This is a genomic window from Candidatus Poribacteria bacterium, assembly GCA_026702755.1.
Lineage (GTDB): Bacteria > Poribacteria > WGA-4E > WGA-4E > WGA-3G > WGA-3G.
Genome location: JAPPBX010000058.1, coordinates 37,949 through 51,983, shown reverse-complemented (window position 1 = coordinate 51,983; position 14,035 = coordinate 37,949). Strand labels below are relative to the sequence as shown.

Sequence of the window (14,035 nt, the reverse complement as noted above, 5' to 3'; positions counted from 1 at the left end):
TTACCAGAGAAGCGTTGGGAATAGAAACTCCATCCCGCAATTGTAAACCACTGTCTTATGATTTTTTCACAGGATGTAACGTTTGGCGAAAAAATTGTGTCTTTAATGATTGTAACGTGAGCTTGATAAATATGCCTTTTAACTTCTAAAACTTTTTTCAAACTTACATAATTAAAAGAAGGAGACATTTGGTGACGAAAAAGAGGCTGTTTTCTAACGTTTTTACAGCATGCGTGTGTCTTTTCATTGCGTGTGGTGCTGTATTGGCACAAGAGGAGTGGATGCCAGATGCGAATTTGCAGCAAGTCGTACGCGAGACTTTAAAGCTTCCTGTGAACGAACTTTTGACAAAAGATAAAATGCCATGGATTGAGTCTCTATATCTGAAAAACAGGGGAATTTCTGACATCACGGGCTTGGAGTTTGCGGCGAATCTCAGGGAACTTGACATTAGTCAGAATCCTATAACAGACTTGCGTCCATTGTCTAATTTGATACAATTGGTGGAGCTCCATTTCTGGCACTTCCCCGGAAATTCTACAAATCTTGACCTGCGTCCTTTGGCATCTCTCATCAACTTAGAAGTTCTCTCTTTTGAAGGGAACGGTATCTCAGATATAACCCCGCTGGGAGGACTGAAGAAGTTCCGCGAGTTAAATCTCACAAATAACCGGATCGAGGAGGTTCATTCGCTCGCGGGACTCATCAATTTAGAAATACTTTTTCTCGAAGGTAATGGGATTATGGATATAAGTCCGTTGTCTAACCTGAAGAAACTCCGTAGCTTACATGTAAAGTACAATAATATCCAGGATATCTCTCCAGTTTCAGATCTGAATCTTTCGGAATTTTCCTACGATACCATTTGTGATTTTTCGCCATCGGGACCCTCTGTCACGGAACGTATTCAGAATAGGGATTTTCCATCAATAATCGGCTTCTGGGCTGAAAATTCATCTAAATACGATTTCCATTATGGTTCTTTTTTGGGTCTGTATTGGAATCATTTTCTATACCAGGGCTTAGCCACTCATCTTACCGGTGATATTCAGAAAGCAAGAGAAATCCGTCAACAACTTCTTAAAGACAATCCCAACACACTCCTTGTTCCTGAAGTCCGAGTTCACAACCATCGTCCTTCAAAGGAGGCATCTGCTTATTTTCCAATAGATTCTGATTTTTTCCTGAGGGATAGTAGTGGTGAGGTTCTCAGGAACAACAATGGAGAATATGTCATGAATATTTTGAACCCGGATTTACAAGATCTACTGATTGAACGAATAGTCGGTTTTGCAAAGTGTGGTATTTTTGATGGAGTCTTGTTAGATTGTTTCCTTGGTCACGGGGTCGGTTGTGTCGGTGCCCCTGGAGAACCAGAAGAAGCAATAATTGCGGCATACATCCGAATATTACGTGAGGTTCGCGCGCAGGTACGAGATGACTTTTTACTAATATTAAATGGAAATCATACGAAACTTAGACACTATGCCGAGTTTATCAATGGTTCCGCTATGGAATATGGAAAGGATTCTCTAGGGAGCGGTGAGGAAACCTATAAGCGGCTTCAGTTATTCGACGAAGTCTTGACATGGAACGAGGAAAATTTCAGAGAACCTATTGTTAACTGGGCACATGGACCTTTAGATCCATCAGAACCCCCTGACAGCACTGATAATCAACGTAGCATGCGTCTACTCACAGCGAGAGGTCTCACACTTTCTGATGGTTATGTCTGTGTGGGATATGTAGCGAACTTTTGGCAGAGATGGCTTGATGATACACTCAATTACTGGTATCCGTTCTGGGATGCCCCCCTTGGTCGCCCTATTGGTGAAAAAGGGAGACAATACGAAAACCGCGATGGCATCTTCATGCGTGAGTTTACCAACGGCTGGGCAGTTTACAATCGCAGCGGACAGGCACAAAAAATTCGCCTACCAGAACAGGCAACGGGCGTAGAAAGTGGATTGCGAAATACCACCCATGTTATTCCTGATTTAGACGGTGAGATTTATCTGAAATCGGGATTACAAACCCCTCCTACAGTGGATGTGAACGGAGATGGCACTATAAACATACTGGACTTGGTGGCAGTTGCTAATGGATTCGGTACTGATGAACCGGACGTTAATGGCGATGGGGTTGTGAACATTTTGGACTTGGTACAGGTAGCAAATCAGTTCGGACAATAGGATTATAGAAGTCGGGCGGATATGGAGATCCGCCCTTACAACCAAAACTTTAACTCCACAGCCTATCATGCGAACGTTCCGAACCCCATTCTGTCGTCGGTGAGAAGTAGCCCGTCTCTTCTGCGTGGAGATGCTCCCGGATAACCTCTTCATTCAAGTCGATACCTAACCCCGGTGTCTCTGGAACATTGATATAACCGTCTTGAATAATTGGGTTCGGCAAGCCTGTGACCATTTCATCCCACCACGGATTGTCAACAGAATGATTTTCTAACACCATAAAGTTCGATGTCGCTGCGGCGCAGTGGACGCTCGCCATCGCGCAAACAGGTGTGCCTGCCATGTGGAGTGCCATCGCGATGCCGTACTCCTCCGCCAAATCGCCGATCTTTTTCGTCTCCAAGATCCCGCCTGATGTCGCAATATCGGGGTGAGCAATGGCGATCCCTCGGCTCTCAAACAGCGGCATGAAGTCCTCTTTGCAGTAGATGTCCTCGCCGGTGCAGATGGGGGTCGCACACGAATTCGAGAGACGCACATATTGGTCAGTATACTGCCATGGCACCATATCCTCCAACCACGCGAGATTGTATTTCTCTAACGCTCTTGCAAGACGGATACAATCCTCAATACCGATATGCCCAAAATGATCTACCGAGAGCGGAATCTCATAGCCGATAATGCCCCGAACGGTTTCCACATATTCGCAGAGTATACCGATACCTTTTTCGGTCAAGCGGATGCCGGTAAACGGATGCATCAGATTAGAGGTTTCTAAATTCCCCGCCGGTGCAGAAATCGTACCGGGAGTTCCGCGAAGCAGCCCAACACCGATGTCCATCTTCAGGAAGGTGAATCCCCTGTCCATACGTTCTTGGAGTATTTTACCCATCTCTTCGGGGTCTCTGAGGGACGGTGTATCGCTATAGCATCGAATTTTGTCTCGGAATTTGCCGCCAGCGAGTTGATAACACGGCACACCGTAAGCCTTACCTGCCAAATCCATCAGTGCCATTTCAATCCCACAGACACCACCGCCTTGTCGCGCGTGGTGACCGAACTGTTTAATCTGCCGAAAGATTTTATCGACGTTACACGGATTTTCACCCAGAATCCGACTTTTGAGCATCAGTGCGTACGTCGGACTCGCACCATCGCGAACCTCACCGAGACCGTAAATGCCTTGGTTCGTGTCCAACTTCAAAATGGGACCACCCGTTTGGGTCCGAACGATACGCATGTCGGTGATCTTTAGTGCTGAAGGTTGAGAAGCCGTATTGACATTTGACTGTATCTGTTGATCTTCCATTTATACGTCCTTTCCAGAGATAATGTCGAGTGCGGTATCCAGTATTGTTAGATGGAGTGCTACGCGTTGTTCCAGTTGCCAGACTGTCGGTGTTTCAGAGATAATAACATGTTCGCTATGAAAATGCAAGAGGTAAGGTGTCAAGCCTTGCGTTCCCCATGAAGTGGCAACTTTGTAGACCCCTTCAGCAAGATCTGGTGCATCTTCGCCGGGATCATCTGGGTCCAATGGACCGATTGTTTTAGCAGTGGTGGCAAGCCGAGGACCGATGTATTTCTCGTCCCGTTTGCCCTCGTAGAGGTAAAACCCGGTTGCATCGTAGTCCTCATGGAAGTCTATCGCAAGCGAGAATTGGGTTTGCCCCAAGGCTTTCTTGAGGATAGCAACCTCGGCAACATCGTCCGTCTCAAAAGCGCGATTGATGTCTATACCGTCAAGCGTCTCGCGTGTGTTATGAACATAACCGTAGGGATTGATACACGGGATTACCAAAAACGAAGAGTTTTTCAGGAGTGTGGTGTTGTCACGTTCAAGGAACTGCAAAACCGCTTCAACACCGGCAGGCTCATCGCCGTGCATACCACCAGTAATAAGTACCGGACAAGGCATAGGTGCAGACGATGTTAAACGAATTTGATGTATCGGATAACCGTGTGCAATACCAATTTGTTCTATTGGTACTTCTAAATTTTTCAGGCGTTCGGTGATTTCTACATAATTGCGCAAACTTCGGAGCTCCTTAACAAGGTTAGCAAAGGATATGTGTATAGCATATCGTAAAATGGTCGGGTGTCAACCGATTTTTTTAGAATCCAGAGTCATCCGCGATTCAGAAAAATAAAAACCAATTTAACTGATAACTGAATGCCTCTGTCAGAACCGTTTTCTGTTTGACATTTAGCACCTTTTCTGATAGAATTTCGTTAAACCTTACATCCTAAAAGGACACATAAAATGCCAACCGAAACGGAACTTTACGATGCCGCACTCACGCATTTCGCTGAAAACGATCTCGAAGCGGCTGTTAATGCCTTTAAAGTATTGATTGACACCTACCCTGACTACATCGAAGGATTCCTTGGGTTAGGACATGCTTATGAACGGATGAGTCTATACGATGAAGCCATTGAGGCTATCCAGAAAGCGATAGAAATCAACCCAAAGGATCCGCTTGTATATACCAGTTTATCCATGTGTTACCAAAGAAAAGGGATGATCCAAGAAGCAGAGGATGCGATGGCAAAGTCGCAGCAGTTGCAGATGGAGGCATCCGATTCATCTACATAATGACTTGAAGGATTGGCGAGGTTGCAAACCTCGCCAGCGAAAGAATATTGGAAATCGGCGAGGTTGCAAACCTCGCCAGCGAAAGAATATAGAGGTTTTCATAATGCCAAATACTACCTTACTCGATCCCACCTCTCAAGGCGATGTGTCCGCAAAATTTCTCGCACCGCGACTCGATAGCCTTGATGGGAAAGTGATGGGTTTACTGAACATCACAAAGAATGGCAGTGATATTTTTCTCGACCGTATTGCTGAATTGATGCAGGAACGGTTCGACCTTGCCGAAGTGGTTCACGTCAAGAAACCGACGTTCTCGCGTCCCGCACCAACAGAGCTGCTCGTTGAACTCGCGGAAGAAGCAGACTTTGTCATTGAAGGGCTCGCCGACTGAGGCTCCTGCATATCGTGCAGTATGCACGACGGGAGTGCTTTAGAGGAACGCGGTGTGCCAAGCGTCGCGGTTTGTACGGAAGTCTTCTTCGCTGCGGGGAAAGTCCAAGCACGTGTCCTCGGACACAGCGATTTGGAACCGCTCACCGTCCCGCATCCAATCCAGAGTCTGACACCGGAGCAGATTCGGGAACGCGCGGAAGGTGCCGTTGAGGAAATTGTTGCGCGGTTGATAAAGAACGGTGGATAAGTTGTTATTTACGGAAAAACAACGAAACGCCGTAGGGTATTCTTGTTACGGCACAACGGAGTGTGCCTACCACTATATCTTATGGCGTTTTATATTTTAAACTGCAACGTCATGGACTCACCGGGCTGTAAATCGTGCCACTTCTGTAACAGGGCTTGCAATTTCTGCTGCATAGTCTCAAGCTGCGCATCTGCGATCTTCACTGGCAGTAGTGCTCCGTAGTCGCGAAGCAGTTCGCAACGGTCTGCATTCCCTCTTAAACTCTCCAACAAATCTGTCTGTAAGAGTCCGACAATTACCTCAGTGTTTAGTGCTTCTTCGGGAATTTCAAAAGGGCGTTCTGCTTTAGGTTGGTTGAAATCAGAGATGTCGTATCCTTTTGCTATGAGGCCCAAAAAAGCGTTTTCAAGCCCGAGTGTTGTTTCGACAACGTAGTGTGCCAAATCTTGGATTGCAAACTCGCGATGAAGGTATGTCCACGTCACACTACCGTCGTCCCGAATACAAGTAAGCGTGTCGGGTTTGTGTTTCGACTGGTTTTTCCCCTTTTTGAAACGGATAACCATCTTTAATTATTCCTTGCGAGTAAGCGGTGTCGTTTTGAACGTTGCAAGTCGCTATTTGGAGAGCTTTAACCAACCCCATGTCGTTGTGAGTTTACCACGCGCTTCAACATCCAGCGTGTCCGCAACCAAGTTGTTAATCTCTTTCTCGTCGAGGACGGCGTTGTAGATTCTTGCATCCTCCACACGAGCAACAACCCAACCATAGGCAGTCCCGCCGATGAGAGCGCGCGGGCCGAACAGTGCTTCCACATCACCGGCTTTCCAAGATACGATGGGACCCTTCGTATAATCGCCAATTACTTTGCCATTCCGGTATATCATAATCTTCGCGTTCCCGCCATCGTCCTCATACGAGATCGCTAGCTGAATCAACTTCCCCGTTTCTTTCTCCTCAAATCCGGGGTTGGCATCCTGTGTACGTCTAAAGAAGCTGCTACCAGCCATCCAGCGTTTCGGTTGACGTTCCGCATAGACGATAGCGTCAAAGGTATCTGCACTACTCTTATTGACCGCCAATGTGGCACCTCTTGTGACGTTCAAATCGTCTAAATAGAGCCACGTCACTAATGTCTTATCAGGTCCGATGTCAGGTCCTTTATACCCCGTAGTCATTGCCCATTCATTATTGCCGATGTGCAATTTCCCGTCCTTGACCTCAGCATCCAAGAGATCAATCTCGCTAAAATGGCCCGTTAAATCCTCCAATTCGGCACCTTTCTCAAAGGTCCAGTGCCCAATGAGGTCCTCCTTTTTCTCTGCTTGTCCAAACACAGGTAGCACTAAACCGAGCAGAAGTAGCACAGAGAAACTGAATATGAAATAGCGTTCCAAGTGCATGATCATTGGGTCCTCCAGAGTCGAAATAAATTTCTGGTTTTTTTAAGGGTGTTTCAATGGTTGGTAGGGTTGCAAACCCCGCCAGCAACAGGTGGAAACGGCGAGGCATGGAAACCTCGCCGTAAGGGGTTTTCAGCGTTCATTTAGCGGATAAAGATAAACGAACGCGATGAAATGAGTGCCCATAAAAGATCTTCGCATCCTGCGCGGCGTTTGGGGCTCTCTGCAATGTAAGCCTCAGCTGTCTGGAGCTCCATATCAGTCGGAAATCGACTTAACGTGCTGAGATACAACTCGTTGATAAGTTCCTGATTTCCAAGTTTCGCTTGAATCAGTCGACTGAGCGAGCCATCAGAACTCTTCAACTTTTTATTCACATAACTGGAATTAATCATGTGGAGTGCCTGTGTGAGCGTCGGCTCCAACTTAGGATCCAAATCGCCAAGGAACTCCCGATCGGAACGTCCATAGAGTGACAAGAAGCGTGAACTCACTGGCAGCGGTAACTCAACAGAACGCGTGCCAAGCGGATAGCGTCCGTACTTCTCCTCGGTACCGGTGACATCGTTTAAGACATCCAATAACACCTGTGCCACCATGGGGCGCGGATAGAAACGTGAGAAGAATCGGTCATCCAATTGGTTCGTCTCATTCGGTTCGGCGGAGAGTTGGTACGTCCGTGAATTGAGGATTCGTCGAATGACGTGTTTCGTATCAAAACCACTCTGCACAAAATCGTCTGCCAACGCCTCCAAGAGTCCTTCAACGCTCGGTGGTGTCGTCGCACGCATATCATCAACAGGATCAACAATACCTCTACTAAAATAATGACTCCAGATACGATTCACAGTCGCTGTCGCAAAGTACGGATTTGTTGAGGAGGTCATCCAGTCTGCCAGTACCTGCAGGACATCTCCCTGATAATCCGCATCGAGCGACTCACCGCCAAGGAAGGTTGGCAGCGCCACTTCGCCTCGGTTGCCTTGCACGGATTGATTGATAACACGTCCGGTCGGGTCATAATAAATAACCTGCTCGTTGTAGAGTTCACCACCACGGACACCCACCTTCCCAGTGAAGGCGGCGAAATTCCAATAGTCGTCCGTCGTCCATTGGTCAAACGGATGTTTATGACATCGCGCACAACTCAGACGGATACCCAGGAATACCTGTGCGGTCGTCTCTGCTCTGCCAGCAGGTTGCTGCTCAATGCGATAGTAGTTTGTGGGACCGTGCTGATAAGTGCTCCCTCGCGCCGTGATGAGTTCTTGAACAACTGCGTCGTAGGGTCTATTCTGCGCGACAGCCTCACGTACCCACTCGTGGAAGAGCGTCGCACCGCGTTCACCGAACGCTCCGTTCCCCAACTGACGCGGATGAACGCGCAACATATCGGCTAACTTTAACGTGCGTAAGTTCACCCACTCTGGCGTGTCAAGAAGGGTATCAATGAGTTGCGAGCGTTTGTCTGAATCTGTATCTGCAAGGAATGCCTTCACCTCATCAGACGTTGGCAGCCGACCGATAGTGTCCAAATAGACTCTACGCATGAATGCATCATCGGTGGTCAGAGCGGAGGGACGAATATTCAACTTTTTAAGTTTGGCAAGGACAAACTCATCAATGAAGTTATTGGGTGTGAATTCTGAGGCTTGTGATACCACATCTGTCTTGGAAACCCGTGGAATTGTTACAAATGATGCGTCCACAACCCCCAAAAAGCGCGCAATAACCGCGGTTCCTCCCCAGCGGACACTCGTCACCTCACCGGTAGCGGATACCTCAGCGACCGGTGTATCCTTAGACTCATAGACGGCTTTTTCAGTTACATCCTCAACGGATCCGTCAGAAAAATAGGCGAGTACTTTCAGTTGTGCTGTCTCTCCGACATCAGACAGGACAAAGGTGCTCGGCTCAATTTCAAGTTTCCTAAGACGCGGTTCGTCCTCAGAAAAGGGAGCACCCGCTTCAATCCAGCGGAGAATCGTTAGTGCTTCATCTGAACTGGGGTCAAATCGCAAGCCACCTTCATGTACGATCTGTCCAGTGGGTTTGAGAAAAAAGAGACTCTGATCCGGTTCAATTAGATTGATGCGTCTGCCACGACTATGATGGACGATTGGCGCGTAATCCGATTCCGGATTCAAGGTCAACAAAGAGAGATTTAGCCCACCCTGCCCGCCAAATTTTCCGTGGCACATACCGGCTGAACACCCATGTTTATCGAGGATAGGTGCGATATCCTTTAGAAATCTGACGGCAGGTTCTGATTCATCAACTTCACCAATTGGAGGGGGTGTCGTTGTGGTTGTGAGGTTTGCACTGTCTGCTGTGTTCGCATACGCTGTGAACAGAACGACACACAGAAAGAATACAAACAGATTTCTGATAGTGGAAATTGAATTCAGGGTCAATATGCGTTTCATCTGAAAACCTCCTTGAAAACTTCGGTGACATGTCCTACAAACCGAAACTCAAGACCAGCTTGAATGTCTTCAGGTACTTCAATGAAGTGTTTTTTGTTGCCTTTTGGCATAATGACTTTCTTGATACCTGCCTGCTTCGCGGCAAGGATCTTTTCCTTCACGCCGCCGATAGGTAACACTCTCCCTCTGAGCGTGAGTTCACCTGTCATGGCGACTTCGGGATTGACTTGTTGCTGTGTGGCAATGGAAGCAAGGGCGGTTGCAATGGTAATACCCGCCGAAGGACCGTCCTTCGGGATCGCCCCTGCTGGCACATGAATATGAATATCGTTTTCCAATAGAATCGGGTCAAATTTGAGTGCGTCGGATTGGGATTTCACATAACTGAGCGCGGCTTGTGCGGATTCCTGCATCACCTCACCGATCTGTCCAGTAACACGAAGTTGCGTCTGGGCATTCACTTTCTTAGTCGTCGCGACTTCAATGAAGAGGATTTCGCCACCTGCAGGCGTGACAGATAGTCCTGTCGCCACACCAACGTCGGCTTTACGACTCGCGATTTCGGAATCAAACTTCGCTGGTCCCAAATACCCTTGAATATCCTTCGCCCCAATCGTTGTTCGCTCAGTATTCCCCTCAGCAACACCGCGTGCGACCTTTCGGCAGAGGGTGCCGAGTTCACGCTCTAAATTTCGCACACCCGCCTCGCGAGTATACTCACCGATGACTTTGTTGATTGCAGTATTCCTGATAGTAATTAACTTACTCTTCAGACCGTTTTCTGCCAATTGACGCGGTATCAGATATTGCTTGGCGATCATCAGCTTCTCGTTGGCAGTATAGCCAGGAAGCTCTATTGTTTCCATTCGGTCACGGAGCGGCGGTGGAATGGTGTGGAGTTGATTCGCTGTCGTGACAAACATCACTTTCGAGAGATCAAACGGCACATCAAGGTAGTTGTCCGTGAACGAATGATTCTGCTCGGGATCAAGGACTTCCAAAAGTGCGGAAGCCGGGTCACCACGAAAATCAGAACCGAGTTTGTCAATTTCATCAAGCATAAAGACAGGATTGTTCGACTCAGCCTGCCGAATCCCCTTGACAATTCGTCCGGGCATTGATCCGATATAGGTACGTCGATGCCCACGGATTTCAGCTTCATCGTGCATACCGCCCAATGAGATACGGACAAACTTCCGGTTCATTGAACGAGCAATAGACCTACCGAGCGATGTTTTCCCGACACCAGGAGGGCCAACAAAGCAGAAAATGGGTCCCTTCATATCGTCTTTGAGCATGCACACAGCGAGATATTCCAAAATCCGTTCTTTGACTTTCTCCAAATCGTAGTGATCCGCATCAAGAATTTTTTGTGCCGAGGCAATATCCAAAGCATCTTCGGTACTGACAGACCAAGGAAGATTTAACAACCAATCCAGATAATTTCGCGAAACGGTTGATTCAGGTGAGAAAGACTGCATTTTGGAGAGTCGTTTCAATTCTTTTTCCGCCGCCTGTTTCGCTTTGTCAGGCATTTCAGTTTCGCGCAGCTGCTCCCACATTTCATCGATCTCAAGCCCAAGGTCGTCCGCTTCACCAAGTTCGGTTTGAATCGCCTTGAGCTGTTCCCGGAGATAGTATTCACGCTGTCCCTTGTTAATGACGGCTTGTGCGTTATTTTGGATTTTGCTTTCTAATTCGTGCAGGTCAAGTTCTTTCGCGAGAATAACAGCAAGTGTATTTAAGCGTTCATGAACAGACACTGCCTCCAAAATACGCTGTTTATCGTGGGGTTTCAGATCCAGCATAGCGGCGATATAATCAGCAAGGCGGCCCGGTTCATCAATCATGGTTTTGGTCAGGCTGCCATACTCCTCTTGGTAGCGCGACGACATCTGAACAATGCGTTGGAACATCTCATCATTGCTGCGAACGAGTGCCTCCACCTCCAGGTCGATTTCGGCGTTAGCAACCGGATCTTCATCGTCGCTACCAATGATGCCGACGCGCGCCTTAACGAACGGCTCTGTATGTAAAATCTCTTCTATTTCGACGCGCTCTCGGCCATGTGCAAGAAACAACACATCTTCGTCATCAGTTTTGTAACGAAGGATGTGAATCAAACTCCCGACTGGGCTGAGGTCGTTCTTTTTAATCTCTTTAATTTTTTCCTTAGAGAGATCCCTTTTTGGGCGAAAGATACAAAGTCCCCTGTCATGCTCCATAGCATCCTCAACAGCCGTGGTCGCCATCTTGCCAGAGAGTGCGACATGATGTGGCGGGAATGGCGGGACCGGTGGCATGTACGGGAAAACCACAAGGTCGTCTAAGGGAAGGAGCGGAAGTTCCTGTGTACGTTCTTCTTCCTCTTCTTCAGCAGTATTTTCGTCTATGTTTTCTTCTTTCTCTTTGGTTTCCATGTTTTTTCTCCTTTTTATAATGGATATATCGTTATGAGTGCACCGCTGAGTCAGTCGTCAGTTTTTGATGCGAATTGTTCGTTTCGGTATTTTTAGCGAGGATTTCTTGCTACAATTAGTTTTTTTCATCGACCAGCAGTTTTTTATAAACGTGCAGTCTCAATATCTGTTTAACAGGCAACAAACAAGATAACATCGTCGAAGGTATTAAGGCCAAAATTGATACAATGTGGTATTCGCTAAGATGCTGCCAATACTCCACAAACTTCCACTGATGTAGTCTCCGAGTGCGAGTCCGAGAAAGAAGGGCACCATCCTTCTGTAGGCTTTAAGCCCTCCTTGACGTAATACAATTGCCTTCGCTATCCATGCGACGAAGAGACAACTCCAGAGGTTGTACATGCCCCAACTATTTGCCATGGCATAACCGAGTGGGTGCAGGGGCCACCAGAGAAATCGGGTTCGCAATAGCATTAATCCCAGAGCAACTCCTGCGCCACCGCCCGTAAAGATAAGAGCAGGAACATCAGTGCCTTGTGGATAATTCAACCAGTTTTCAAGTTGCCGATAAACACCTCTGCCGAATCCTAACGCCCAAGGACCGTAATAGCCGGTCTCTGCACCATGCCTATAATAACTATCCAAGAGCAACCAGAATATAACAACCGCACCAACTAAGGTAGCGATGAGGATTGCAGCGGCGGTGTGCTGCGGACGTATCTGCCGCCGTTCTGAAATCTTCAATGCTTCCAATTCCTGTGGCATCGGGTGCGCACGATATGCTCTGTTAAAGAACATATACAACGAAAAAACCGTCTTCGTACCCGTCGTCAACCGCTGGGTACCGAACGCCGTCACGATTAATCCGTGTGGGTCAACCCTGTGCAAATCGTGGACCAAGAACCCCAATTCCGCACGAAGTCGGGCAATCATCGTCGCGAGCAGAAAGTAAAGCCCGAAAAAAATGGGAATCACCCAGAGCGACATCCCCGCCTTATAGGAGAATACGGTCAAAAACAGCATTCCACCCACAATGCCGAGGAAAGCGATATGATACGGCATCGGCTCACGCTGCATATCTATCCGAGAAGTCCCTCTAAGACCCTCCATAACACCGGTAAAAATTCGTTTGAGGTGCGTCCTTCCAACCCATCCAGCGGTACCGAGGAGTACCATATATGCTCCGAAACTCTGCGCGTCGGCATAAGGGAACCCGGGTAAATTCCGTACCCCAAGGATACTGCCCGCCATTAACTCAAATTTGTACACCCAATAGAACGCCCAACACGAAAAAAGCAGGTCCAGCGGAATAAGGAAACTTATCCCAATCGCAAAAGGATAAAACGAGAGACGCACACCGCCCATCGCGTTCCACGGACGACCAGTGAAATACTGATGGATGTTCTGTCGTTTAACTGGCAGATACGGAACTGCCGGATAAATCGAATTCAGCAAATTCAGGATGCTAATGGCTGCCGCAATGCTGAACCCCAACCACATCAGTTTATTTTTGAAAAAGCTTGTATTCGTCTCTGTCATTGCGAGCGGCAGCTGGATAATCGGATACGTCAGCCGTTCTCGCTCAGTCCATTGAATGCGCAGGAGCGTGTTGATGCACAACATAACAAACATCAACACGAGAATAAAAAGTATCCACCATGCAGCAGGTAGTGCCCAAGCGGTAAGATGTGCCTCCCGATATAGCGTTGATTGCCCTTCATAATAGCCTGACAAAACGCTCGCGTCTTGAACGGTTAGCCACGTCGGAAGCTCCTTCCAAAAAAGTTGCTGCCATTCATTCTCGGATGTCGCAAATCGAAACGGATGTCCAAGGATAGTGACCAGGATCTCCATCATATCGTGCGAACAGAGCGAGGAAACGATGCACAACATGACGTAGATTGTGAGCAATTCCGCCGGCGTCAATCGCAGTTTCGAGGACAATTTTCCCAACGCCGCGCTGAACACCATCAGCCAGAAAATGATAAAAATGACATTGGAAAGCGGATGAATCAGCGTCGGATGTGTATAACGGACGACCTCCAATTCGATAATCCAGAAGACGTTAAGAGGGATCAGGAGCAGCGCAATGAGAAAAGCTTTAGGCGTTAACCCGCGTTCACCACTTCTAATGTTCCTTGCACTTCGTTCAGGTAAGTCTTGCAAAAAACGCCCTCTCCGTATATCCGGTTTCCCAGCGCGTTGCTTGGGCTTACGCGTTTTATTGGGAGATCACTCCTACCTTCCCCTCATTGCTTGTCATATCTTTGACTCTTGTTTCTATCGGAGCGTTATGATCGGGAAACCATGTCTATTCCTATTAACTATCGAATCCACCCGCGTTCACCTTCTCGGGAA

11 protein-coding genes are annotated in these 14,035 nt (G+C 47.7%); 4 read left to right on the top strand and 7 right to left on the bottom strand.

Going from position 1 to position 14,035, the window contains the following annotated elements:
• The first annotated feature begins 191 nt into the window (after window positions 1-191).
• Window positions 192-2,192, top strand: coding sequence for a putative glycoside hydrolase (locus OXH39_10520; GenBank protein ID MCY3550879.1), 2,001 nt, complete (start codon window positions 192-194; stop codon window positions 2,190-2,192).
• Window positions 2,193-2,241: 49 nt separating this feature from the next.
• On the opposite strand, the gene OXH39_10515 is transcribed toward OXH39_10520, so the two are convergent.
• Window positions 2,242-3,501, bottom strand: a complete 1,260-nt coding sequence (locus OXH39_10515; protein MCY3550878.1) for a mandelate racemase/muconate lactonizing enzyme family protein — start codon at window positions 3,499-3,501, stop codon at window positions 2,242-2,244.
• The gene (locus tag OXH39_10510; GenBank protein MCY3550877.1) at window positions 3,502-4,227 is read right to left on the bottom strand and encodes a M14 family metallocarboxypeptidase; all 726 of its coding nucleotides are present in this window, start codon (window positions 4,225-4,227) and stop codon (window positions 3,502-3,504) included.
• 228 nt (window positions 4,228-4,455) lie between these two features.
• Here OXH39_10510 and OXH39_10505 point away from each other — a divergent pair, with 228 nt between their 5' ends.
• The 3 genes from OXH39_10505 (at window position 4,456) to OXH39_10495 (ending at window position 5,428) form a co-directional block, all read left to right on the top strand.
• Window positions 4,456-4,788: a tetratricopeptide repeat protein gene (locus OXH39_10505; GenBank protein MCY3550876.1), complete on the top strand. Its 333-nt coding sequence runs from the start codon at window positions 4,456-4,458 to the stop codon at window positions 4,786-4,788.
• 103 nt (window positions 4,789-4,891) lie between these two features.
• A complete protein-coding gene (locus OXH39_10500) occupies window positions 4,892-5,179 on the top strand; it encodes a hypothetical protein (GenBank protein ID MCY3550875.1) in 288 nt (95 codons plus the stop codon).
• A 21-nt stretch (window positions 5,180-5,200) separates the two neighbouring features.
• The gene (locus tag OXH39_10495; protein MCY3550874.1) at window positions 5,201-5,428 is read left to right on the top strand and encodes a hypothetical protein; all 228 of its coding nucleotides are present in this window, start codon (window positions 5,201-5,203) and stop codon (window positions 5,426-5,428) included.
• An 89-nt stretch (window positions 5,429-5,517) separates the two neighbouring features.
• Here the strand turns inward: OXH39_10495 and OXH39_10490 are convergent, their stop codons facing one another.
• From OXH39_10490 to OXH39_10470, 5 genes are all read right to left on the bottom strand, one after another.
• The gene (locus OXH39_10490) at window positions 5,518-5,994 is read right to left on the bottom strand and encodes a hypothetical protein (GenBank protein MCY3550873.1); all 477 of its coding nucleotides are present in this window, start codon (window positions 5,992-5,994) and stop codon (window positions 5,518-5,520) included.
• A 51-nt stretch (window positions 5,995-6,045) separates the two neighbouring features.
• The gene (locus OXH39_10485; GenBank protein ID MCY3550872.1) at window positions 6,046-6,837 is read right to left on the bottom strand and encodes a hypothetical protein; all 792 of its coding nucleotides are present in this window, start codon (window positions 6,835-6,837) and stop codon (window positions 6,046-6,048) included.
• 137 nt (window positions 6,838-6,974) lie between these two features.
• The gene (locus OXH39_10480) at window positions 6,975-9,257 is read right to left on the bottom strand and encodes a DUF1549 domain-containing protein (GenBank protein MCY3550871.1); all 2,283 of its coding nucleotides are present in this window, start codon (window positions 9,255-9,257) and stop codon (window positions 6,975-6,977) included.
• Entirely contained in the window at window positions 9,254-11,677 is a 2,424-nt protein-coding gene (gene lon / locus OXH39_10475) for an endopeptidase La (GenBank protein ID MCY3550870.1), read from the bottom strand. The genes OXH39_10480 and lon overlap by 4 nt, the downstream gene beginning before the upstream one ends.
• 207 nt (window positions 11,678-11,884) lie before the next feature.
• Window positions 11,885-13,843, bottom strand: a complete 1,959-nt coding sequence (locus OXH39_10470) for a hypothetical protein (GenBank protein ID MCY3550869.1) — start codon at window positions 13,841-13,843, stop codon at window positions 11,885-11,887.
• Window positions 13,844-14,035: the final 192 nt, after the last annotated feature.